Source organism: Cryobacterium sp. TS_SC_7 (assembly GCF_056156285.1).
In genome coordinates, this window is the sequence record NZ_CM149589.1 from 205,303 (window position 1) to 229,880 (window position 24,578).

The 24,578-nt window shown below is 68.7% G+C and carries 17 protein-coding genes; 11 read left to right on the top strand and 6 right to left on the bottom strand.

The window, feature by feature from the left end; all coding sequences use genetic code 11:
- The first annotated feature begins 7 nt into the window (after positions 1–7).
- The 5 genes from malQ to AC0J5J_RS00945 are packed head-to-tail and all read left to right on the top strand — an operon-like array spanning position 8 to position 7,530.
- The gene (gene malQ, locus AC0J5J_RS00925; protein WP_474899020.1) at positions 8–2,155 is read left to right on the top strand and encodes a 4-alpha-glucanotransferase; all 2,148 of its coding nucleotides are present in this window, start codon (positions 8–10) and stop codon (positions 2,153–2,155) included.
- Positions 2,156–2,182: 27 nt separating this feature from the next.
- Positions 2,183–3,214, top strand: a complete 1,032-nt coding sequence (gene ligD, locus AC0J5J_RS00930; protein WP_474899022.1) for a non-homologous end-joining DNA ligase — start codon at positions 2,183–2,185, stop codon at positions 3,212–3,214.
- On the top strand, positions 3,211–4,128 hold the full coding sequence (locus AC0J5J_RS00935) for an ABC transporter ATP-binding protein (protein ID WP_134422823.1): 918 nt from the start codon (positions 3,211–3,213) through the stop codon (positions 4,126–4,128). The genes ligD and AC0J5J_RS00935 overlap by 4 nt, the downstream gene beginning before the upstream one ends.
- Positions 4,125–5,777, top strand: coding sequence for an ABC transporter permease (locus AC0J5J_RS00940; protein ID WP_474899024.1), 1,653 nt, complete (start codon positions 4,125–4,127; stop codon positions 5,775–5,777). Before AC0J5J_RS00935 ends, AC0J5J_RS00940 begins: the two co-directional genes overlap by 4 nt.
- Before the next feature lie 49 nt (positions 5,778–5,826).
- Positions 5,827–7,530, top strand: a complete 1,704-nt coding sequence (locus AC0J5J_RS00945) for an AMP-binding protein (protein WP_474899026.1) — start codon at positions 5,827–5,829, stop codon at positions 7,528–7,530.
- On the opposite strand, the gene AC0J5J_RS00950 is transcribed toward AC0J5J_RS00945, so the two are convergent.
- The 4 genes from AC0J5J_RS00950 to AC0J5J_RS00965 form a co-directional block, all read right to left on the bottom strand.
- Positions 7,520–8,944, bottom strand: coding sequence for a maltokinase N-terminal cap-like domain-containing protein (locus AC0J5J_RS00950; RefSeq protein WP_474899027.1), 1,425 nt, complete (start codon positions 8,942–8,944; stop codon positions 7,520–7,522). The genes AC0J5J_RS00945 and AC0J5J_RS00950 overlap by 11 nt on opposite strands.
- Positions 8,945–8,948: 4 nt before the next feature.
- Positions 8,949–9,467, bottom strand: a complete 519-nt coding sequence (locus AC0J5J_RS00955) for a GNAT family N-acetyltransferase (RefSeq protein ID WP_474899029.1) — start codon at positions 9,465–9,467, stop codon at positions 8,949–8,951.
- A gap of 28 nt (positions 9,468–9,495) precedes the next feature.
- Positions 9,496–10,701: an MFS transporter gene (locus AC0J5J_RS00960; protein ID WP_474899031.1), complete on the bottom strand. Its 1,206-nt coding sequence runs from the start codon at positions 10,699–10,701 to the stop codon at positions 9,496–9,498.
- A 61-nt stretch (positions 10,702–10,762) separates the two neighbouring features.
- Positions 10,763–11,440: a GntR family transcriptional regulator gene (locus AC0J5J_RS00965; protein ID WP_134422833.1), complete on the bottom strand. Its 678-nt coding sequence runs from the start codon at positions 11,438–11,440 to the stop codon at positions 10,763–10,765.
- A 103-nt stretch (positions 11,441–11,543) separates the two neighbouring features.
- Between AC0J5J_RS00965 and AC0J5J_RS00970 the strand changes: the two genes are divergently transcribed.
- The 5 genes from AC0J5J_RS00970 (at position 11,544) to AC0J5J_RS00990 (ending at position 19,359) form a co-directional block, all read left to right on the top strand.
- Positions 11,544–12,929 (top strand): FAD-binding oxidoreductase, encoded by a 1,386-nt coding sequence (locus AC0J5J_RS00970; RefSeq protein ID WP_134423641.1) that lies wholly within the window; start codon positions 11,544–11,546, stop codon positions 12,927–12,929.
- A gap of 230 nt (positions 12,930–13,159) precedes the next feature.
- Positions 13,160–15,418, top strand: coding sequence for a formate C-acetyltransferase (gene pflB, locus AC0J5J_RS00975; protein WP_134422835.1), 2,259 nt, complete (start codon positions 13,160–13,162; stop codon positions 15,416–15,418).
- A 43-nt stretch (positions 15,419–15,461) separates the two neighbouring features.
- Positions 15,462–16,319, top strand: a complete 858-nt coding sequence (gene pflA / locus AC0J5J_RS00980; protein ID WP_134422837.1) for a pyruvate formate-lyase-activating protein — start codon at positions 15,462–15,464, stop codon at positions 16,317–16,319.
- Between the two features lie 181 nt (positions 16,320–16,500).
- Positions 16,501–16,989: an aromatic ring-opening dioxygenase LigA gene (locus AC0J5J_RS00985; protein ID WP_474899033.1), complete on the top strand. Its 489-nt coding sequence runs from the start codon at positions 16,501–16,503 to the stop codon at positions 16,987–16,989.
- Positions 16,990–17,154: 165 nt separating this feature from the next.
- Entirely contained in the window at positions 17,155–19,359 is a 2,205-nt protein-coding gene (locus AC0J5J_RS00990; RefSeq protein ID WP_474899034.1) for a transglycosylase domain-containing protein, read from the top strand.
- On the opposite strand, the gene AC0J5J_RS00995 is transcribed toward AC0J5J_RS00990, so the two are convergent.
- Complete coding sequence (locus AC0J5J_RS00995; RefSeq protein WP_134422843.1) at positions 19,356–19,871, bottom strand: SOUL family heme-binding protein; 516 nt, start codon at positions 19,869–19,871, stop codon at positions 19,356–19,358. The genes AC0J5J_RS00990 and AC0J5J_RS00995 overlap by 4 nt on opposite strands.
- 21 nt (positions 19,872–19,892) lie before the next feature.
- Positions 19,893–23,255, bottom strand: coding sequence for a DNA polymerase III subunit alpha (locus tag AC0J5J_RS01000; protein WP_474899036.1), 3,363 nt, complete (start codon positions 23,253–23,255; stop codon positions 19,893–19,895).
- 189 nt (positions 23,256–23,444) lie between these two features.
- On the opposite strand from AC0J5J_RS01000, the gene AC0J5J_RS01005 reads away from it, so the two are divergent.
- Positions 23,445–24,572: an AI-2E family transporter gene (locus AC0J5J_RS01005; protein ID WP_134422847.1), complete on the top strand. Its 1,128-nt coding sequence runs from the start codon at positions 23,445–23,447 to the stop codon at positions 24,570–24,572.
- Positions 24,573–24,578: the final 6 nt, after the last annotated feature.

A 24,578-nucleotide genomic window follows, 5' to 3' on the forward strand; every position in this document is an offset into this window, starting at 1 on the left:
TGGTTCCATGGAACTTGAACCAACCGACCGTTCTGCGGCGGCACTGCTGGAACTGGCACGATCCCTCGGCGTCGACACCTCCGTCACCGGCTGGGACGGCGCCTCGAGGCCCGTCGAGGCCGGAACCCTGCGCGCCGTTCTGGCTGCCCTCGGAGTGGCCGCCGGCACACCCGCCGAGATCGACGCCTCGCTGACGGAACAGTCCCAGGCTCCGCGGCGCCGCCTTCTGCCGCCCGTCGTCGTCGTGCGTGCGGGCAACGCGGCCGACGTCCCCGTGCACACCCACCCGGGCTCGACGGCACGGGTCTGGGTCATCGCCGAGGACGGCACCCGGCACGACGTGGCGCAGCAGGGCACCCGGACCACGCCGCACACGGTCGACGGCGTCCCGATCAGCGAGGCGACCTTCTCGGTTCCCGCCCGGTTGCCCCTCGGCTGGCACAGGCTGCACGCCGCGGCCGACGGCCGGGAGGCGGACTGCGCCCTCGTCGTGACCCCGCCGATGCTGGAAACCACCCGTGCCCTGGCCGGGCGCCGCGATTGGGGTCTGATGGCGCAGCTGTACTCGGTGCGCTCCTCGCGGTCCTGGGGGATCGGAGATTTCGCCGACCTCGCCGACCTCGCCACCATCTCCGGTGCCCAGTACGGTGCCGGCTTCGTGCTGGTCAACCCGCTGCACGCGTCCGAGCCGGCCCCGCCGGTCGAGCCGTCCCCCTACCTGCCGTCGAGCCGGCGTTTCTTCCACCCGCTGTACCTCCGTGTGGAGGACGTGCCCGAGTACGCCTACCTGACCCCGGAGGCGCGGGCCGTCGTCGAGTCGCTGGCGACCCGGCAGCATCCGGCCAACCTGGAGCCCGACCACCTCGACCGCGACTCCGCCTACTCCGCCAAGCTGACCGCGCTGGAAGCCGTGCACCAGGTGCGGCGCAGTGCCGCGCGCGAACACCGGTTCGAGACGTTCCGTGCCGAGCAGGGCCAGGGCCTCGCCGACTTCGCACTCTGGTGCGCCCTGTCCGAGCTGTTCCCGGCGGATGCCCCGGAATGGTCGATCGAGCCTCGAGGCCCCCGCGGCCCGTTCGCCGCCGAGCATCGGGAGCAGCTGGCGGACCGCGTCGAATTCCACTGCTGGCTGCAGTGGCTCTGCGACCAGCAGCTCGAGACCGCGCAGCGTGCGGCGACGGATGCCGGGATGACCATCGGCATCGTGCACGACCTTGCGGTCGGGGTGCAGTTCACCGGATCCGACGCCTGGACCCTGCGTGACGTGCTCGCGCCGGGCATGACCGTGGGCGCGCCGCCGGACATGTTCAACCAGCAGGGCCAGAACTGGTCCCAGCCGCCGTGGCACCCGGGCCGGCTTGCCGAGTCCGGTTACGCCGCCTACCGGGACATGCTCCGCAGCATCCTGCACCACGCCGGCGGGATCCGGGTGGACCACATCCTGGGACTGTTCCGACTCTGGTGGATCCCGGTCGGGGCCGGCCCGGGGGAGGGCACCTATGTTCACTACGATCACGAGGCCCTGATCGGCATCCTCGCCCTCGAGGCCCAGCGGGCCGGAGCAATCGTGATCGGCGAAGACCTCGGCGTGTTCGAGCCGTGGGTGCGGGACTACCTCGCCGAGCGCGGCATCTTCGGTACCTCGATCCTGTGGTTCGAGCGCGAGAACGACGTGCCGCTGGCCCCCGACCGCTACCGGCAGGCGTGCCTGACCAGTGTGAACACGCACGACCTGCCCCCGACGGCCGGCTACCTCGCCGGTGACCACGTGGCCCTGCGCGAGTCGCTCGGGCTGCTCGGGCGGCCAGTGGCCGAGGAGCGCGCCGCCGACCACGCCGAACAGTCCGCCATGCTGGCCGCGCTGCGCGAACGCGGACTGCTGTCGCCGGTCGGCACCGAGCCGGCGCCGACCGTGCAGGAGACGGTCGAGGCGCTGTACGCCTACACCGCGCTGACACCGTCGTCGCTCCTCGGCGTGGCGCTGGTGGACGCGGTCGGCGAGCGCCGCACGCAGAACCAGCCCGGCACCACGAACGAGTACCCCAACTGGCGCGTCCCGCTGGCCGGCCCCGACGGCGCGAGCGTCCTGATCGACGACCTGGCCGCCAACCCGCGCCTCGCCGCTCTCGTGAAGGCGATCCGTACCGCACCCTGAGTCGCTCCGGCGGAGTAGGTTGGCGCCATGGTCGGCGCAGCAGTCCTCCTCCCCGTGCCGGGGCCAGAGGGTATCCGCGAGATCCGGATCTCGAGTCCGGACCGCATCCTCTGGCCCCTGCCGGGCCTGACGAAACTCGACCTCGCCCGGTACATCGTGGAGGTTGGCGCCCCCTTCGTCGCTGCCAACGGGGACCGGCCGATCTCGCTCCAGCGGTTCCCCGGAGACATCGCGGGGGAATCCTTCTTCTCGAAGAACCCGCCGAAAGGGGCTCCGGACTTCGTGCGCTCGGTGAGCGTCGTCTATCCCAGTGGGCGCTCGCATCCGCAGCTCGTCATCGACGAGCCTGCTGCGGCCGTCTGGGCCGTTCAGATGAACACCGTCGTCTTCCACCCGTGGCCGTCGCGGGCCGGAAACCCCGACGATCCCGACCAGCTGCGGATCGACCTCGATCCGCAGCCCGGCACCGACTTCGATGATGCCGTCCCGGTTGCGCTTGAACTCCGCCGTGTGCTGGCCGAGGCCGGCCTGACGGCGTTCGTCAAGACGAGCGGTCACCGCGGCCTGCACGTGGTGGCGCCGATCGAGGCAACGCACGAGTTCCTTGCGGTGCGCCACGCGGTGATCGCGGCTGCCCGTGAACTCGAGCGCCGCCTGCCCGGCTCGGTGACGACAGCGTGGTGGAAGGAGGAGCGGGGCGCCCGCGTCTTCGTCGACTACAACCAGGCGAATCGGGATCGCACCCTGGCGGGGGCGTACAGCCCGCGGCCGCTCGCGCACGCCCCGGTCTCCTGCCCGCTGGAGTGGTCCGAGCTGGAGCGCGTCGACCCCCGGAGCCTCACGATCGGCACGGTCCCCGGGAGACTGGCGCTCGGCGGCGATCCGTGGGCCGACCTGTCCCGGCACCCCGGCAGCATCCGCACCCTGCTCGACTGGTGGCAGCGGGATCTGGCCGCCGGCCTGGGCGAACTGCCCTTCCCGCCCGACTATCCGAAGATGCCGGGGGAGCCGCCGCGCGTGCAGCCCAGCCGGGCACGCAACCGACAGGGGGACCCATGAGTGCGGTAGAGGTCAGCGGTCTGCGCAAGCAGTACGGAGGGGTGAGCGTGGTCGACGACCTCTCCTTCAGCATCGAGCAGGGGGAGATCTTCGCCCTGCTCGGCCCGAACGGCGCCGGCAAGACCACGGCGGTGGAGATCCTGGAGGGGCACCGTCGCCGTGACGGGGGAACGGTGGATGTGCTCGGGTTCGATCCCGAGACCGGTGGGCGCCCGTTCCGGGAGCGGATCGGCATCGTGCTGCAGGAGGCCGGCTTCGACGAGGACTTCACCGTCGCGGAACTCGTGCGCCTCTACCGGGGCCTGTACCCGCGCCGGCTGGCCGCCGACGCCGTGATCGAGCAGGTGGGGCTGGCCGACAAGGCGAAGGCCCGCGTCAAGACCCTGTCCGGCGGGCAGCGCCGCCGCCTCGATCTCGCCCTGGGCCTGGTCGGAGATCCGGAGCTGCTCTTCCTCGACGAGCCGACGACCGGGTTCGACCCGTCAGCGCGGCTGCGAGCCTGGGACCTGGTGCAGGGCCTCCGCCAGCTGGGCAAGACCGTGCTGCTGACCACGCACTACCTCGACGAGGCCGAGCATCTGGCCGACCGGGTCGCCGTGATCGTGCGCGGGCGCCTCGTCGCGCTCGGTACGCCGGCCGACCTCGCCGCCGCGCAGCAGAGCGCCGTCGTGTCCTTCCGGCTTCCGCCCGACGCGACCATCGGAGACCTGCCGGTCCTCGGCCCCCGTCCGATCGCCCACGGAGCCGACTGGGAGGTGGCTACCGACCATCCCGCCGCGATGGTGCACACCCTGACCGGGTGGGCGCTGGGGCGCGGCAGCGAGCTCCCCGCCCTGAGCGTGCGCCGGCCGTCCCTCGAGGATGCCTACCTCGCCCTGATCGAGCAGGCCGCGCCCGCCGGGACGCGGCCGTGAGCGCGGTGTCTGGCCCCTCCGCCGCCCGGTTGATCCGGCACCAGCTCTGGTACGCGCTCGTGGCGCTCTGGCGGTCCCCGACGGTGCTGATCTTCACCTTCGCGATGTCGCTGGTGTGGCTGGTCGTGATCGGCATCGTCGCGGGCAACGAGGCCGTCGATCCGGTGGCCGGCGTGCGGGTGATGCAGTACGCCACCCCCGTCGCCATCGCCATGGGCACCTTCTTCGCCACGTTCCCCACCCTGGGCACGGCCCTGTCGGAGGCCCGTGACGCCGGCATCCTGAAACGACTTCGGGGAACTCCGCTGCCGGCGGCGGCCTACCTCGCCGGGCAGATCGGCGCCGCCATGATCTTCGCCGCCGTCTCACTCGTCGTCACGCTCGCGGTCGCCGTCACGTTCTACGAGGTGCGGCTCCGGGGCGAGGTCCTGCCGGCCCTGGCCGGGACCCTGATCCTGGGCATCGCCACCTTCGCCGCGCTGGGCCTGGCGATCGCGGCGGTGTCGTCGACCGCTGCACTCGCCCAGGCCCTGTCGATCGGAAGCGCCATCGTGCTGGCCTTCATCTCCGGCCTGTTCTTCGTGGGCGGCGACCTGCCGGCCTGGCTGACCCGGGTGGCCTCCGTGTTTCCGCTGAAGCCCTACGCGGACGCCCTGAAGGACCAGTTCGACCCGGCTGCGACCGGCTCCGGCTGGGACGTCCGGGCACTCCTGATCCTGGCGGCGTGGGCACTGGCCGGCGTGTTCGTGGCCACCCGGGCCTTCCGCTGGGAGGCGCGGGCACACCTGTCTCGTCGCGGTCCGCGCGACGCATCGCCGACACGCACGACTGCGCCGACACGAACGACAGCGACAACCGCGACGAGCATGACGACCGTTTCGATTCTCCGGCGTCCCTCCACGGCCCGGCTGGTCCTCGGCCAGGCACGCGCTGCGAACCGGGCCACCTGGCGCGATCCGGGATCCTCCTTGTTCGTGGTCGTGCCGGTCGGTCTCTACGCGCTGCTGCTGGCGGTGCAGGGCAACGTGGTGTTGCCGAGCGGGATACCGTTCGCGACCTTCTACGCCGCCGGCATGATCACCTGGGGAGCCGGCACTGCCGTGTTCATGAACCTGCCCGAAGCCCTCGCCCGGGCGCGCGACCGCGGCCTGCTCAAGCGTCTGCGCGGCACGCCGCTCACTGCCGGCAACTACCTTGCCGGCAGCACGGTCGCCGGCCTGGGATTGACCTTCCTCGTCGCAGTGCTGGTCCTGTCGGTCGGCGCACTCTATTTCGGCCTGCGCATCCCGGTGGCCGGCCTGGCCCTCGGATTCGGGGTGATCGTGGTGGGCACACTGTCCTTCGCCGCCTGCGGATTCCTTCTGGCCGCCCTGGTGCCCAATTCGCGGGCCGTCGGGGCTGTGGGCCTGATGATCCTGTTCGTTCTGGCATTCTTCTCCGACGTCTTCCTGGTCGGCATCGGCCCGGACTGGACCGGCGTCGTCGGCTCCGTCTTTCCCCTCAAGAACCTGCAGAACGCGCTCACCGCAGCCTGGGACCCGTCCGGGCCCACCGTGGCCTGGGGCAACCTGGCGGTGCTGGCCGCCTGGTTCGCCGGCGCGGGCACGCTGGCCGTGCGCTTCTTCCGCTGGGACCCCCACCGCAGCTGACCGCTGACGTATGCCGTTTCGGGCATCCGTTCCGAGGAAAATGGATCGGATGACCACCCCATCGAGCACCACACTCTTCCGAGGCGCGCGCGATCGCCTCTTGCAGCTTCGCGACGGTCATGCGCGTGCCGCGGCCGAATTCGAATGGCCGGATGTCGGTGCGAACTTCAACTGGGCCGTCGACTGGTTCGACGTCATGGCCGAGGGCAACGACAAGACCGCACTGTGGATCGTCGAGGAAGACGGCCGGGAGCTGAAGGTCACCTTCGCCGAGATGTCGGCGCGTTCCGACCAGGTGGCCACCTGGCTGATCGCGCAGGGCGTGGGGCAGGGCGACCACGTCATGCTGATGCTGGGCAACCAGGTCGAACTCTGGGAACTGATGCTGGCCATCATGAAGGTGGGCGCGGTCATCCTGCCTACCTCCACGGTGCTCGCGACCGGCGATCTGGCCGACCGTGTTCTGCGCGGTGGGGTGCGCCATGTGATCGCCAACGTCGGCGACGCCGCGAAATTCGACGAGGTCCCGGGCGACTTCTCCCGCATCTGTGTCGGCGCCGCCACGGACGGCTGGGCCGACTACGCGGATGCCGCCCTCGCACCGGCCGCGAAGCCCGGCGTGGTCGTCTCCTCCGATGACGCCTCGCTGATCTACTTCACCTCGGGCACCACCAGCAAGCCCAAGATGGTGGTGCACACGCAGACCTCCTATCCCGTGGGACACCTGACCACCATGTACTGGATCGGGCTCCGCCCGGACGACGTGCACCTGGCGATCAGCTCGCCCGGCTGGGGCAAACACGCCTGGAGCAGTTTTTTCGCGCCGTGGATCGCCGAGGCCACGGTCTTCGTCTACAACTACGCCCGGTTCGATCCCCACGCCCTCGCCGACCAGCTGCACCGCGCGAAGGTCACCACGTTCTGCGCCCCGCCGACGGTGTGGCGCATGCTGATCCAGTCCGACGTGGGGGAGAAGCCCGGGGGGCTGCGCGAGATCCTCTCGGCCGGGGAGCCTCTCAACCCGGAGGTCATCCACCGGATCCAGCGGTCCTGGGGTCTGACGATCCGGGATGGCTACGGGCAGACCGAGACGACGGCGATCGTGGGCAACGCCCCGGGGTCCACGCTCAAGGCCGGTTCGATGGGACTGCCCCTGCCAGGCGTTGCGATCACGCTGCTCGACCCCATCACCGGGGAGGAATGCGATGAGGGTGAAATCTGCCTCGACCTGTCCCGCACCGCGGTCAACCTGATGTCCGGGTACCACGGCGATCCCGAGCGCACCCGGGAGGCGGTCCGCGGCGGCTACTTCCACACCGGCGACGTCGCCAGCCGCGACGCCGACGGGTACATCACCTTCATCGGCCGCACCGACGACATCTTCAAGTCCTCCGACTACAAGGTCTCCCCGTTCGAGGTGGAGAGCGTGCTGCTGGAGCACCCCGCCGTCGCCGAGGCGGCCGTCGTGCCCGCGCCCGACGACACCCGGCTGAACATCGCCAAGGCCTACATCGCCCTGGCCGCCGGCTGGGAATCCGACGCCGCGACCGCCCTGTCGGTGCTGCGCCACGCCCGCACCGGCCTGCCTCCCTACATGCGTGTGCGGCGGGTCGAGTTCTTCGAGCTGCCCAAGACCAGTTCCGGCAAGATCCGCCGGGTCGAACTGCGCCAGCGTGAGGATGCCGCGGCCGCCGGGAAGCACACCCTGCCCGATGAATGGCGAGACGACCAGTTCCCCGAGCTCAAACGCTGACGGCCGCGACCAGGCTCCGGACGGCGGCGAGCGGAATCGGCAGCCACGACGGCCGGTTGAGGGTCTCGTACACGGCCTCGTAGACGGCCTTGTCGAGTTCGAACGCGTCCAGCAGTGCTTCCTGTCCGGCCAGGCTCTGGCCGGACCGCTCGGCATAGCCGTCGAGGAATCCCTGACGGCAGGCGGCGCCCCACGCTGCGGCACCCTGGTGGCGGCCGGGCGGGTGGTTCCCGGGCGCGGACCGCTCCACCGTTCCGGCCACGTAGGAGAACGAGCGCAGCATCCCCGCCACGTCCTTGAGCGGGACGTCGGGCCCGGTCCGGTCGGCCAGGGGACGCAGGGGCTCACCCTCGAAGTCCACCAGAACCCAGCCGCGCCCGGGAACCTCGAGCGCCTGGCCGAGGTGGAGGTCGCCGTGGATGCGCTGCAGGCCGGGCCAGTACGCCGTCTCCGCCCGCAGGAAGACCGCTTCGACGGCCGAACCGTAACCGGCCAGCGCCGGAACGTCGCGGACGGCGCCATGGAAACGCTCGCGCATGCGTTCCACTTCGGCGGCGATGACTGCCGGAGTTGCCTCCCGGGTCGGCATCACGGCGGCCAGATCGGCATGCACCGCGGCGATCGCCTCACCGAGCGCACGCGCCTGTTCACTGAAGTCCTCGCCGGCTCGTGCCGAGGCCAGCGCTGCACGCCAGGCATCCGGGGCGCCCGGCAGGAACTCCTGGGCGAATGCGAGGTGTCCGGTCAGGCGCACACCCGGCAGCTCCGGATCGACCCACTCGCCGACAACGCAGCCCACCGGCTCGGGCACGAACCGTGAGCCGGCCCGGGCCAGCGCCGATTGCACGGAAACGTCCGGGTTCTCGCCGGCGTGCAGCATCCGGAACACCTTGCAGATCACGGGACGCACGACACGTCCGGCGGCGTCGACGCCGTCGAGGATGATCGAGGTGTTCGACTGCTCACCGCTCAGCACCCGGCTGGAGACCACCACGGCCGGCCGTTCACCCGGAACGGCGTCGACCAGGAGCTCGCCGCGTGCGCGGGCGCCGGCGGGCCCGGGAACGGTGGAATCCTCGTTCAGGATGAAGGTGAGCAGGGCCCGGCCGTAGGCCGGGTCACCGGGACCGTCGTACAGGTAGCTGCCGCCGCTGTCGCTGATCAGGGCGGCGTCGCCGCCGGGCAGCGGTGCCCGGCGCTCGGTGAGCGGCAGCTGATAGAGCGTGCGTGTCGGGGCGGCAGCATCGAAGATCAACTCCGTGCGGATGCTCACGCCCGGCTCCGTTGCCGGCAGCGCCCAGCGGCCGATGCTGACGAGGCGGGGGACCTCACCCCGCCCGGCGAACCATCGCTGCGTCGCGACCCAGTGGTTGAGGTGGTCCGGGAGTGCGATTACGCGACCGTCGTCAGTCATAGCGTCAGAGTACGCCCGGGCCGGCCACGGGAGCCGCCAGAAGGGAGACCACAACCGTGTCGCCCTTCGTGGACTGCTCGCCGATCGGCACGAAGCCCAGTCGGGAGTGGAACGCCAGGGACCCGGGGTTCGCCGGTTTGACGTTCACCTCGCAGAAGACCTCGCCGACCTCGGACTCGCCGGCCGCGGCGAAGATCGCGGTGTAGAGCAGCCGGCCCAGACCCTGGTTCCGGGCCGTGTCGGACACCACAATGCGGTCGACGTAGAGGAAGGCGTCGGACCGGGCCGAGAACCACCGGTAGTTCTCGCTCGCATAGTCGGCGCCGGCGCCGAAAAGCACGGCGAAGCCGAGCACCTCGTCCGGAGCGGCGTCGTGCACCACGCAGAGGGCCTGACTGCTGACCGCGAGCAGGGCGGTCAGGCTGGTCGCGTCGTGCGGATTGACGGCCGGTACAGCCGCGTTGTTGAGCCGGAGAACGGTGTCGGTGTCGGTGGGGCGAAGGCGTCGGAGCGAATAAGGCATGGGATGACGATAAACCACCCGGCGCACCCTATTTCGCGGGGCTGCTCCCGCGGAGCCCGACGGCGACCAGGGCGAGGCAGACGGCGCAGACCACGAACAGTCCGCTCAGCAGCGCCGTATAGCTGGCCAGGGCGTTGAGCGACGCGAAAAGAACCGGCAGCAGGAAGCCGAGATAGGTCAGGCTGTAGTAGACGCCGGTGATCCCGGCGAGGTCGGCGGGCGTCGAGATCTTCTGGATCTCGACGAGCCCGGCGACGATGCAGACGCCGTACGCGGCGCCGAGAACGATGGCGCTGATGAGCGCGAGCACCGGGGACAGCACGATGGCCGTCGCGGCGCTGAGCGCCACCCCGACCAGCATCACGCTCATCCCGACGGTGAGCGCCCGGCCTCCGGTGAGGCGGTTGATCCGGGCCACCTGCGGCTGCACGAACGCTCCGGTGCCGAGCGTCACGACCGTGAGCAGGGTCGCGTAGGCGAGGTTCAGGCTGCCGAGCTGGTCTTCGACCAGCTTGGGCATGATCGCGTAGGCGATGCCGGCGGCGCCGAATACCCAGGGGGCGGACGGGGCGATCACGCGAACGAAGCGGCGGTGCCCGGCCAGCGGAACCGCCAGGTCCCGCCAGAACGGGCGGTGGGCCCGGTAGCGCGGAACAGTCTCCGGAGCCTTCACCAGTCGGGGGAGCACCAGCAGGCTGATGACGATGTGCACGAGATAGGGCGACAGGGTGGGCATGGGCCCCCACTGCGCGAGCGCACCGGCCACACCGGCCCCGAGTCCGAAACCGATGGTGAGGGTCAGGGCCGGCCGCCGGGCACCGGCCGTCGGCCCGGCCTGGCGGTCGAACGGCGGGCTCGACAGTTCCTTGAGCCAGGCCGTCCCTACCGACATCGCCACACCCACGCTCAGGCCGGCGAGGAGACGCCCGGTTCCGAGCATGACCGCACTGGAAAATCCCGCGCCGAGCAGGATGCTGGCGAGAATGCCCAGGAGCACGCCCGCCACGACCAGCGGCTTGCGGCCATAACGGTCCGAGAGGGCCCCGGCCAGCAGCAGTCCCGGCACCAGGCCCACCACGTAGAAGCCGAGGAAGAGATCGGCCATGACCGCGGAATAGTGACCGAGGGATTCATACATGTGCAGGAGCGGGGTGAAGTGGTTCCCGCCCCAGGCCATGACGAACATGGCAGGTGCGGCGAGTTGCCAGGCGGGAACGGTGCGACGGAAAATCATGGGTCTTTTCTGAACAGGAGCTGGAGGCGCGAGGAGATGTGGGGGGAGTCGGGGAGGAGGGTCAGGGCGTCAGGAAGGCGTGGTGGCCGTCTTCCACGTGCTGACGCAGGGCCACCTCATAGGAGAGAGTGTCCCCGCCGCGCAGGTGGTGGGCAAGGATGCGATGTTCCTGAACCAGGCGGGTGAGGCTCTCCGGATCGCGCAGGGCCACCCGGTGCACGAGGCGTTCGAGTCGTGGGCCCAGCCGCGCGTAGATCCCGTCGATCACCCGGTTGTGGGTCTCGTCGACGATCCGGGCATGGAAGGCGTGGTCGGCGCGGGCGAACGTGAGCAGGTCACCGGCCTGTGCGGCGTCCTCCTGGATCCGGATCAGGTCCTGGAGGGCGGCATCGACGCGCGGTCCGTCGGCGGGCCGCGCGCTGAGAAGGGTCACCGCCGCGTTCTCGAGCATCACGCGCACCTGCAGCAGCTCGGCCGTCTCGGTGTCACCCAGTGCGGTCACGACCGCACCCTTCTTGGGGAAGAGCGTCAGTAGCCCATGGGCCTCCAGGGCCAGGAACGCCTCCCGCACGGGAGTGCGGCTGATGGAGAGGGCTTCGGCAACCTCGCCCTCGGTGATCAGGGAGCTGGCGGCCAGGGTGCCGGTGATGATGGCCTCGGCGACGTTCGCGTACACCCGGTCCACCGCCGAGGGTGCCGCGGCGGACGTCGTGCCGCGGGGATCCCGGAGAAAACTCATGAACTCATCCTAGCCATAGATGCATCAATAGATGCAATTGAGAGCGCCGCCCGATTCTCCCCGGTTCGCCCCGATCCGCCCGCAATAGAATTCAGCGGTGACCATGACAGCACCGCAACCGACCACCGCCCTCGCCCAACTGGCCCTCGCCCTCCCGGCCGCCCAGCTCCTGACCGGCCCCCGTGCCGACGCTTATCTGCGTGACCAGTCGGACAGCACCCCTGCCGGCACGCCGCTGGCGGTCGTGTTCCCGGCCAGCACCGAGCAGGTTGCGGCCGTCGTGCGGGTCGCCGCGGCCCATCGCATCCCGATCGTGCCCCAGGGTGCCCGTACCGGGCTGGCCGGCGGCGCCAACGCGATCGAGGCCGGCATCGTGGTGAACCTCACCAAAATGAACACCATCGTGACCGTCGACACGGTCGACCAGACCGCCACGGTGCAGGCCGGCGTGCGCACCTACGCCCTGGCCCGCGCTGCCGCGGCCGTCGGATTGTTCTACCCGCCGGACCCTGGGTCCTGGAAGGGCTCGACCCTCGGCGGCAACGTCGCGACCAACGCAGGCGGGATGCGCTGCGTCAAATACGGGGTGACCGGCAACTTCGTTCGCCGACTGACCGTGGTGCTCGCCGACGGCTCCATCGTTCACACCGGCCAGCGCACCATCAAGGGCGTCTCCGGGTATGACCTCACGGCGCTCCTGGTCGGCTCGGAGGGAACGCTCGGCATCATCACGGAGATCACGGTCGGGCTGCTGCCGGCTCCGGCCGACGCCTCCGGAGTGTCGGCCACGTTCGCCACGACGGAGGCGGCCCTGGCTGCCGCGGCTGTCATCGTCGCCTCCAACCGCCGCCCGAGCGTGCTCGAATACCTGGACGGACCCTGCATCGCCGCGATCAATGACTTCGACCCTGAGTCCCGGCTGCCGGCCGATGCCGCCGCGCTGCTGCTCATCCAGTCGGACCAGGCCGGTCAGGCGCACGCGGACGTCGAGGAGTATGCCCAGATCCTGAAGGCCGGGGGAGCGTCCACGGTCTCCGTCGCGCACGACCCCGAGCACCTCGACGAGCTGATGAGCGCCCGCCGGCTGCTCCAGCCCGCACTGCAGGCCGCCCGCGGGTCCAGCCTCAACGAAGACGTGACCGTGCCTCGGTCCCAACTGCCGGCACTGCTCGCCGGGCTCACCGAGATTTCCCGCGAACTGGCGGTGCCGATCGGCACCGGCGGACACCTCGGCGACGGAAACCTGCACCCCGTGATCGGTTTCGACGCCGCGGTGCCGGCGCAGGTCGATGCGGCCCACCGGGCGTTCGCCCGGGTGATCGCCCTGGCCATCACGCTCGGGGGCTCCGCATCCGGCGAGCACGGCATCGGCCTGCTCAAGAAGGATCACCTCGATGACGAGCTCGGTCCGGTGCTGCTGGACTTGCAGCGCCGCGTCAAAAAAGCCTTTGATCCGGACTCGATCCTGAACCCCGGAAAGAAACTCTGAGAGGATCGCATCCTTTTAACCGCGCGTGCGTGACACGCGGAAAAACTCCGCAGAGCCAGAACAGGGCCAATTCGCGTTTGGCCCTGCAAGACCGGAGTAGTGTTGAAAAAGAGGGCAAGTCACGGTGCATCGTCGCATTAGCCGGAGCCTCGTGGTCCTGCTCTCTCGGCCCGACTGTGGGAGAGACACTCTCGCGGAGGGTGTCTCGATCCACGAGGAGAGCAATCTACATGACCATAACTGAAGGTGTTCGCAGCGGAACGGATGATGCCGGCCGGACTGACTTCGTTTCCGGCCCCTGGCAGGATTCGATTGATCTGCGCGATTTCATCCAGCGCAATTACACGCCCTACCTGGGCGACTCAAGCTTCCTCGCCGGCGCGACCGCACGCACGACGGGCATTTGGGACAAGCTGTCCGCGATGTTCCCCGAGGAACGTCGTAAAGGCGTCTACGACGTCGACGCGACCACGCCGTCGTCCATTACTGCCCACGCCCCGGGCTACATCGACAAGGCCAACGAGGTAATCGTCGGACTGCAGACGGATGCGCCGCTCAAGCGCGCCATCATGCCGTTCGGTGGCTGGCGCATGGTCGCCACCTCCCTCGAGACCTATGGCTACCCCGTGTCGCCCGAGCTCGAAACGATTTTCACCGATTACCGCAAGACCCACAACACCGCCGTCTTCGACGTCTACACTCCCGCGGTCCGCCGTGCGCGCAGCAGCCACCTGATCACGGGACTGCCCGACGCCTACGGCCGTGGCCGTATCATCGGCGACTACCGCCGCGTTGCCCTCTACGGTGTCGACGCCTTGATCGCCGCCAAGAAGAACGACCGCGCCGAAATCGACATGGAGCCCTCGACCGAGGACGTCATCCGCGCCCGCGAGGAGAACTCGGAGCAGATCCGGGCCCTCAAGGAACTCGTCCAGATGGCGGCGACCTACGGCTCCGACATCTCGAAGCCGGCCACCACGGCCCGCGAAGCAGTGCAGTGGCTCTACTTCGCCTACCTCGGTGCGGTCAAGGAGCAGAACGGTGCGGCGATGTCGTTCGGTCGCAACGCGGCCTTCCTCGACGCCTACATCGAGCGCGACATGGCCGCCGGCATCCTGAACGAAGAGGGTGCCCAGGAGCTCATCGACGACCTCGTCATCAAGCTGCGGATCGTGCGCTTCCTGCGCACCCCGGAATACGACGAGATCTTCGCCGGCGACCCGACCTGGGTCACCGAGTCGCTCGCCGGCATCGGTGAAGACGGCCGTCCGCTCGTCACCAAGACCACGTTCCGGTTCCTGCAGACGCTGTACAACATCGGCGCAGCACCCGAGCCGAACCTCACCGTTCTCTGGAGCGACGCTCTGCCCGAGGGATTCAAGCGCTTCTGTGCGCAGGTCTCCATCGACACGTCCGCCATCCAGTTCGAGTCGGACGAGATCATCCGCGCCGAGATGGGTGACGACGCCGCGATCGCCTGCTGCGTCTCGCCCATGCGCGTCGGCAAGCAGATGCAGTTCTTCGGTGCACGCGTCAACGCCGTCAAGGCACTGCTGTACTCGATCAACGGTGGCCGGGACGAGGTGTCGGGCAAGCAGATCGCTCCGGAAACCGTGCCGAACGCCGACGAGGTGCTCTCCTACGACACCGTCTTCCCGGCCTACCTGGAAACGCTCGAATGGCTCGCCGAGACCTACGTCACGGCCTTGAACTGCATCCACTACATGCACGACAAGTACGCCTACGAGCGTCTCGAAATGGCGCTGCACGACAAGGAGATCATCCGCACGCTGGCTTGCGGCATCGCCGGCCTGAGCGTGGTTGCCGACTCCCTGTCAGCCATCAAGTACGCCACGGTCCGCCCGGTGCGCGACGAGACCGGCCTGGTTGTCGACTACACGATCGAGGGCGAATTCCCCCAGTTCGGTAACGACGACGACCGTGTCGACACCATCGCCGTCGACGTGATGGAGCGGTTCATGCAGATGATCCGCAAGCACCCGACCTACCGCGGCGCCATCCACACCCAGTCGATCCTGACGATCACGTCCAACGTGGTCTACGGCAAGGCCACCGGCAACACGCCGGACGGCCGTCGTGCCGGCGAGTCGTTCGCACCGGGTGCCAACCCGATGAACGGCCGCGACACCCACGGAATGCTCGCGTCGGCGCTCAGCGTCGCCAAGCTTCCCTACAGTGAAGCGCAGGACGGCATCTCGCTGACCAACACGGTCGTTCCCAGTGGTCTCGGCCACACCAAGGACGAGCAGATCACGAGCCTGGTCGGCCTCATCGATGCGTTCACGTCGGCGACCGGTTACCACATCAACGTGAATGTGCTCAACCGCGAGACGCTCGAGGACGCCATGGCGCACCCGGAGAACTACCCGCAGCTGACGATTCGCGTCTCCGGCTACGCGGTGAACTTCGTCCGCCTGACCCGCGAGCAGCAGATGGATGTCATCAGCCGCACGTTCCACTCGCACTAATTTCCACTGATATCAACGCGGCGACGCTGAGTAGGACGAGACAATGCCAGCAGTAAACCTCGGCCTACCCAGCGCCGGCGTCGCTACCTCCCTGATGGACGGCTCATCCGTGAGCAGTGAGCAGGCCGATCTGGCCAAACTCCACCATCTCGAGATGGAAGCCATCCACAACGGAACAGTTGCCAGCGTCCACTCGTGGGAACTGGTCACGGCCGTTGACGGTCCCGGCACGCGGCTGACACTCTTCCTTTCCGGGTGTCTCCTGCGGTGCCAGTACTGCCACAACCCTGACACCTGGAAGATGAAGGACGGGCTTCTCACCACGCTGGACGACCTTGTCGCCCGGGTCAAGCGCTATAAAGGCGTCTTCGACTCGACCGGCGGCGGGTTGACCATCTCGGGTGGGGAGCCGCTCATGCAGCCCGCCTTTGTGACACGCCTCTTCGAGGAATGCCACAAGCTCGGCGTGCACACCACCCTGGACACCTCCGGGTTCCTGGGCAAGAGCGCGCCGGACAAGCTGCTGGACAATCTCGACCTCGTGCTGCTCGACGTCAAGTCGGGCCTCCCCGAGACGTACAAGGAAGTGACCGGCCGCGAACTCGCACCTACGATCGCGTTCGGAGACCGCCTCAGCGAACGGAACATTCCCGTCTGGGCGCGTTTCGTTCTCGTCCCGGGTCTCACCGACGCCGTCGACAACGTCGACGCCGTCGCTGAGATCGTGTCGCGCTGGCCGAACGTCGAGCGCGTCGAGGTCCTGCCCTTCCACCAGATGGGTGAAGACAAATGGGACCGGTTGAACATCCCCTATCCGCTGCACGGGTCGAATCCTCCGGATGAGGCACTGCTGGAACGGGTGCGAGGCCAGTTCGCAGCTCGCGGGCTGACGGTCTTCTAACCCGTCCTCTCACCGGGCACATCACCGCGAATCAGACGAGGCGTGGCATCTCCCCAGATGCCACGCCTTTTCTGCGCATTAAACCAGAGGATGCCTCCAGCCAAGCTGGGAAAAACCTTCGAATCCCCTAAGCTGAGATACATACAAAGACATGAATCGTGTCTCAACGAAAGGCAGCACAATGACCACCGTCACGGTAACCTCCCCCGACACCATCAGCACCAGGAAAGCCGGAGTGGTTCGCCTGATCGGGCTTCTCGGCCTCATTGGCGGCCTTGCCTTTCTGCTCGTCGGCGGCGTGGGCTGGGCCACCGTCAGCAGCCAGCTGGGTGAAGAGAACATTACGGTCGCTGAGGACGCCTCGTTCCTGGGCGGCGCCCCCGTCGTCGGCCCCTTCTCCGCTTACGCTCAGGCCGACATCATCAACCACCACGCCATGAAGGCCAGCGGCGGCAAGACCTATGCACAGCTCGAGCAGGACGACCCGACCCGCCCCACCGTCATGACAGCCTCGCTCCTGCGTGCGTCTCTGTTCACGTCGATTCTGGCCTTCGGCGTCTCCGCCTTCGCGATGGGCGTCGGCATTCTGGTCGGCCTGTTCGGCTGGGCCCTCCTCACGCTCGCTCCGTCGGCGAAGACGACCAAGCCGGCAGTCGGCACCACCGTCTAGTCACGGCTACTGCGGCCCGGCGGCGTTTGGCTGCCGGGCCCTTTTTTCGTTTAAGCAAGCCCCTAGCCCTTGAGGGAACCTCAGGTTTGCATGCCATGGGACCCATTTTCTGGGCCCCTGGTTCAGGGGTCCCCTTCGGGATCCGATGAGGGTAGGGGTGATGCAATGGGCACGTCGGGATTCACCAAACGCAGATCCGTCGGCGGGGTGCTCACAGCCCTCCTGGGCATCACGGTGATGAGTGTGGTCGCCGGGCTCCTCGTCACCGCCGGCGTGACCCCGGTCGTTGCGCTGACCGGCCTCGGCGCGACCAACGCGATCACGGTCTTCGAGAACCTGCCCGGCTACCTGGCCATCGACAAGCTGTCGCAGAAGAGCAACATCTACGCCACCCAGAACGACGGCACGCCTCTGCTGCTGGCGTCGTTCTACGATCAGAACCGGATCGAGGTGGGCTGGGACGAGATCAGCAGTTACGCCAGGGACGCCGTCATCGCCAGTGAGGACCCGCGCTTCTATGAGCACGGCGGCGTGGACGCCCAGGGAACGCTCCGGGCGGCGCTGACGACCGCGGTCGGCGGAGTGACGCAGGGGGGATCGTCGATCACCCAGCAGTACGTCAAGAATGTGCGGGTGCAGAAATGCGAACTCGAAACGGACATCCTGCTGCAGAAGCGCTGCTACAACGCCGTGACCGAGACGAGCCCCGACCGCAAGATCAAGGAGATGCGTCTCGCGATCGGAGTCGAGAAAAAGTTCCCCAAGAACGACATTCTGCGCCAGTACCTCAACATCACCGGCTTCGGCGGAACCGTGTATGGGATCGAGGCCGCCGCGAACTACTACTACAGCACGACCGCGGCCGCTCTCACTCTGCCGCAGGCCGCCAGTCTCGTGGCGATCGTGAACAACCCGGCCAAGTTCCGCCTGGACAACCCTGCAAGCGAAACCAACGGAGCGGCCAACGGCTACGCGGTCAATAAGGCCCGCCGGGATTACATCCTGCGTGAGATGCTCCGTTACCAGAAGATCACGGCCGAAGAATTCCGGGCCGCCCGCACCACGCCGGTCGAGCCGGTCATCCAGGAGCCGAGCACGGGCTGCCAGACCGCCCGTGGCGCCGCCTACTTCTGCGATTACGTGACAAACCTGCTCCGGAACGACCCGGCGTTCGGCGCCGACGAGGAAACCCGCCTGCTCAACTTCCGGCGGGGCGGCTACGACATCTACACCACCCTCGACCTGGACCTTCAGCGAGCGGCGGAGGAGACCATCGCGGCGAATGTCCCGATGGAGTACCCCGGCTGGGATGTGGGCAGCGTGGTCACGAGCGTGCAGGTGGGAACGGGGCGCGTGCTGGCGATGGCGCAGAACAAGCTGTACAGCCAGGATCCGGTCGTCACGGCCACCAGTGCCGCCTACACCGGCGTCAATTACAACACCGACTACGCCGAGGGCGGTTCGCGGGGGTTCCAGCCCGGCTCGACCTACAAGGTATTCACGCTCGCCGAATGGCTGAAGACCGGGCACCGGCTCGACGAGCGCGTCGACTCGGCCCGCAAAGCCAACTGGGGAACGTTCAACGACAGTTGCCGGGGACCGCAGAACTATGACGCCCAGAACTGGAATCCACGAAATGACGCCGGGGAGAGTGGCGGAAACTACAGCGCGCTCGAGTCGACGCTCGGCTCCATCAATACGGGGTTCATCGGGATGGCCAAGGTGCTCGACCTGTGCGGCATCCGTCAGACGGCCGAATCATTCGGTGTGCATCGCGCCGACGGTGACCCGCTGGCGCAGTCGGCGGCGTCCGTGATCGGAACGAACGAGGTGGCGCCTCTGAGCATGGCCGTTGCCTTCGCGGGTATCGCCAACCGCGGGGTGACCTGCTCGCCGGTCGCGATCGACCGCATCGTGGGCGCGGACGGCGACGAGGTGCCGCCGCCGGAGTCGGCATGCTCCCCGTCGGTGGCCCCGTCGGTGGCCGCCGGCATGGTCTTCGCGATGCGCCGGGTGATGACCGACGGCACGGCGCAGCAGTCCTGGGGTGCCACGGAACCCCGGGTGCCGCTGATCGGGAAGACCGGGACAACGGATGGCGGCAAGGACACCTGGATGGTCGGCGCCAGCTCCAAGGTGGCGACCGTGGCGGCCGTGGTCAGCGTCACGGGGGAGGCTCGTCAGCGGTCGATCAGCTTCGCAAGCGGCCCGGCGGCCACGGCGCGGCACCGGATGTGGCCCTTCGTGATGTCGGTCGCCAACGCCAAGTACGGCGGGGATGAAATGGAGGAGATCGGTCCGCCCCCGGTCGTCGTGCCGGTCTCGGATGCCGGGGATACCGATGACTCGACGGATGATGCCGACGACTAGGACTCGGCGATGACGACGAGTGCTTCGTTGTGCTTGAGGAAACCCGGCTTCCAGGGTGGGTCGAAGCGGGCGAAGTAGGGCTGGCCGGCCGGGAGGAGACCCTCACGGCGCACGGCCTCGATGAGGAGGGCGCCGTTCTGCGTGAATCGCTCGTCACTCCAGCCGCCGCTGAAGCGACGGGCGGCGACGGTGCGCTCGGCCACCTCCTTCGTGCTGACCTGCGCGTTGCGGGGCACGGGAACCTCCGCGGCGGGCATCCCCGCGGGGAGGACGAAGCTGATCGTGTGGCTTCGCGGGGTCGTGGTCTCCTGGATCACCGGCGCGGTCATCGCGATGCGCGTGGAGGTGTCATTGTTGCCGCTGATGTACTGGAAGAGCGGTGCGAAGCCACGATTGCCGGCCCCGGAGAAATCCCCGGCAACCTCAACCTGTACGAGCACGGTGCGGGGGTAGTGGCGCAGTTCGAAATCGGCGTACTGACGCAGCACGTCGTAGCGCTGGTTCTCGGTCATGCACATCAGTTTAGGCGCGCATCAGGCGGTGCGCCGGGGCCAGAGGTGGTGAACATTCGTGGTGGCCATGGCGGCCAGTTCCGCGGCCAACTCGTCGGCCAGATCGTGCGCACGGTCGGCATGTCGGGCGGCCGCTTCGGCGGCGTGACGCGTCGCGACCCGGCGGGAGACATCCGTGAGGTCCCAGAGGTTCTCGCCCGTGACCGAGACGCCCTTCGCGCCCGACCGGCGGGTGCGGCCGCGCACCAGCATCTGGTGGGTGTGGAACACCGGGCCGCCGATGCGCTCCTGAGCGTCGTGGAAGAAGACGACATTGGACACCGGTCCGGAGCCGTCGTCGAGGCTGACGAAGACCACCCGGCGCCCGCCCCGCATCGGCGGTGTGTTCGTGGCTCGGCGAACCCCGGCCAGGAGCACCTCGGTTCCGCCGGGCAGATTGACCAGCTCGGCAGCGGGTGTGACGCCCAGTTCGGTGAAGAGCGGGTAGTAGCGGGCCATCTGATGCCCGGCCACCGCGAGGCCGAGGCTCTGCAGCTCGAGGTCGGACTGGGTGCGCCCGCGCAGCTCCAGAGAGGTCACCGCGGTGAACCGGGAGCCCTCGTATTCGAGCACGGGCAGGGGCACATCGAAGGCGAGCTGGTCGTCGTGGATGGTGACCGCGGTGCCGCGCAGCGACTGGATATGCGCCAGCAGCTCGTGGCGCCGGGCGCGGTCGTAGCCGATGAATGAGTCGAGCGCCCCCACCCGGGCCAGAGCCTCGAAGGTGCTGCGCCGGGGGCGAACCCGATCGCGAAAGTCCTGCAACGAGGTGAACGGCTGGTGGCGAACGATGCGGGCGCGTTCGGCCGCCGTGCAGCCGGCCAGTTCGGGCAGGGCCAGGCGGATGCCGCGTTGCCCGCCGCCGTCGATCTGCTCCACCCGGTAGTCCAGTGCACTGCTCTGCACGTCGAGACCGAGCACGGGCACGCCGAGGTTGCGCGCCTCGGCCACGATCAGGTCCTTCGGCCACATGCCGGGGGCGTGCGTGAGCAGGCCGGCGAGGAACACCGCCGGATGATGCGTCTTCAACCAGGCGGACTGATAGGTGGGAAGGGCGAACGCGGCGCCGTGCGCCTTGGCGAAACCGAAGCTGCCGAACCCGGCGAGCACCGTCCAGACCCGGTCGATCACGTCGGGCGCGAAGCCGCGCTCGGCGGCACGCTCGCGCACGAACTCCTCGATGCGGGGAAGCTGCTCGGGCTTGCCCAGGTGACGGCGGAAGACGTCCGCCCGGCCGAGCCCGCACCCGGTGAGCTCGTTGAACAGGTGCATCACCTGCTCGTGGAAGATCACCACGCCCTCGGTCTCCCGCAGGAACGGCTCGAACCGAGGGTGGATGTAGTCGGGGGCAACCTCGCCGTGCCGGGCCTGAAGGTATTTCAGAGGCATGTTGTTCTTCATCGGGCCGGGCCGGAACAGGGAGATCTCGACGGTCAGGTCGTTGAAGACCCGCGGCTGCAGTTTGCCGACCAGCTCCATCTGGCCTGGCGACTCGATCTGGAAGATGCCCAGGGTGCGGGTGGAGCGGATCAGCTCGAAGGTGGCCGGGTCGTCGAGGGGAATCCGGTCGAGGTCGATGCTCTCGCCGGAGAGACGATGGTGCTCCTCGACGGCGTGGGCCATGGCCGACTGCATGCGCACGCCGAGGATGTCGAGTTTGATCAGGCCCATCGGGTCCATGTCGTGCTTGTCGAACTGGGACATGGGCAGCCCCATGCCGGACGCCTGCACGGGCGTGCGGTCGAGCAGTGACGCGTCGGAGAGGATGACCCCGCACGGATGCACCGAAATGTGCCGGGGCAACCGGTCGAGTTTGGCGGTGAGGTCGACGAGCAGCTCGAGCTGCGAGGACGCCCGCACCTCGGCGGCGAAGTCGGCCAGTTCGGGTTTCTCGGCCAGGGCCCGCCGGAAGTCCCGGGCGTTGAACCGCCAGATCTGCTTGGCGACGGCGGCGACCTCTTCGTGGTTCATGCCGAGGGCAAGGCCCGCATCCCGCACCGCGCCCCGGCCGCGGTAGGCATTCGTCATGGACATCAGCGACACCCGGTCGCTGCCGAAGGTGTCGAAGAGCGTTCGGTAGATGTCGTGGCGGCGTGCCGATTCCACGTCGATATCGATGTCGGGCAGGGTTTGCCGTTCGGGGGAGAGGAAACGTTCCCAGAGCAGGCCGTTGGAGATGGGCTCGACGGAGGAGGTGCGCAGGGCGTAATTGAGGACCGAACCCACCCCGGACCCTCGTGCCTGGATGCGGATGCCCATGCCTCGGATGATGTCCGCCACCCGGGCGACGGTGAGGAAATACCCGGCGAATCCGAGCTGCTCGACGGTCTTCAGCTCATGCGCCAGGCGGGCATGTGCCGCCTCGCCCAGCGCGGAGTGGGAGTACAGGCCGTCGATGCCGGCGCTGGCCCGGGCGCGCAGCTCGGTGAGCGGGTCACCCGTGACCCCGATGATGCGCGCCTCCGGCATGCGGGGCCGGCCGAGCCCGATGTCGGAGTCCGGGTCGAGGCTGCACCGGTCGGCGAGCGACTCCGTGTCGCGGAAGAGCCGGTCCACGGCGCCGTCGTCGTGCAGCCCGGCATCGACGACCATGCGGGCCACCTGCCGCATGGCGCCCTCGGGCTTCAGCCAGGCCTGCCCGTTGCTCTGCAGCTGCTCGAGGTCCGCCAACGCCGTCAGAGTGCGGGCGGCGTCGGCCAGGTCGGCGGTGACGGCCTCGTCGGGGGTGCCGTACCGAACGGCGTTGGTGAGCACAGCAGGCACGGCGGCGTGCTCGAAGAGGGCGAGCATGCGGGTGGCCGGCGTCACGCTGCCGGTCGTGCCCGGCTCGGCCAGGTGGCAGACGATCTCGCCGGCCACCGACTGCGGCGGCATGGTGCGCAGCCAGGTGCTGAGGCAGGATCCGGCTGCGTCCGTGTCGCGGCGCTCGACCGATTGGCCCACATCGGAGGCAGGCCCGAGCAGCACCGTGAGGCAGCTGAGCCCGGCCAGCTCGGCCAGCCGGGTGCGGGCGATGCTGGGCTGGCCCGGTGAGCGGTGGGCGGCGCTGACCGCGCGGCAGAGGGCGGCGTAGCCACGGCCGTCCAGGTTGCCATGGGCGAGCACGACGACCCGGCCCAGCGGCTGCCCGTCGTCGTCGTGCACCGCGAGGTCGGCGCCCAGCCCCGGCCGGATGCCCTCCGCCACGCACGCACGCACATGCTTGACGGCGCCGTAGAGGCCGTCGCGGTCGGTGAGGGCGAGAAAGGAACCGTTCTGCTCCCGCGTCTGCTCGGCCAGCGCCTCGGGGAGCGTGACCCCGAAGTGGGTGGAGTAGGCGCTCGCGACATGGAGGTGCGAAAACATGTGTGTACTCCTTTGGCAGCCTGGTCGAATGCGCGACTTAGAACAAGTGTTCGATGTAGGGAGTGTACGTCACACGGGCGACACGCGCCACCGTCAGTCTGGTTGAGCCGGCTCTCTGGATAGGCTGGGGAACTCAGTTGCCGTTCCCGGTTGCCCCGCCCTCGTGTATCGCCTCGTTTGGAGATCCCCATGACAACCCCCACTTCGTCCTGGACGGATTACCTCGGCCGGGCTTCCATCCGATCCGGCCAGGCCCTTCTGGTGCTCGCGCTGCTCGTGGTGGCGATCTTCGGGATCACCCAGCTCAAGCTGGTCTTCATCCCGCTTCTGCTCGCGCTGATCGTGGCGTCGGCGCTGCGCCCCGTCATGAGGTTCCTGCTGGCCCGCGGGGCGAACGAGTCCCTCGCCGCGGCGATCACCCTGATCGGGAGCGTCGCGGTCTTCGGCGGCGTCGTCACCCTCGTCGTGTTCGGCATCCGTGGTGAGTGGAACACCCTGTTCACCTCGGCCAATGAGGGCCTGGACGCACTGCAGGATCTCCTCACCAGCGGCACGCTGCCGATCGATTCCGCCCAGATCGATTCGGTGCGGGAGTCGGTCATCGCGTTCGCCACCAGCAGCCAGTTCGGGTCCGGTGCTCTGGCCGGGGTCTCCGTGGCCGCCGAGATCGTGGCCGGCCTGGTGCTCGGCCTCGTCGTGCTGTTCTACTTCCTCAAGGACGGCCCCCACATCTGGAGCTTCCTGATCCAGCCGCTCGCCGGCACGCGGCACGCGCGCGCCGTTCGGATCGGCCTGCGCAGCGTCGAGGTGTTCGGCAACTATGTGCGCGGCACGGCGATCGTCGCCTTCGTCGACGCCCTGTTCATCGGGATCGGACTGTGGATCCTGCAGGTTCCGCTCGCGCTGCCGCTCGCCGTCATCGTGTTCGTCGGCGCCTTCATCCCCATCGTCGGGGCGACGGCCGCCGGCATCCTGGCCGCCCTGGTCGCCCTGGTCACGAACGACCTGACCACCGCCATCATCGTGGTCGCGATCGTGGTGGGTGTGAACCAGCTCGAGGGCAACTTCCTCTCCCCGGTGGTGCTCGGCAAGTCGCTGCGCCTGCACGGCCTTGTCATTCTGCTGGCCCTGACGGCCGGCACGATCCTGGGCGGCATCGTCGGCGCGATCATCTCCGTGCCGATCGCCGCCGTGGGCTGGGCCGTCATCAAGGCCTGGAACGCGCCCACCCTGCCGCCCGTTCCCGTACAGCCGGTCGCGTCGGCCGAATCCGTCCCGCCTGGACTCTCGATCGGGGCGGCCGGCGCGACGGTCTAGCCGCCC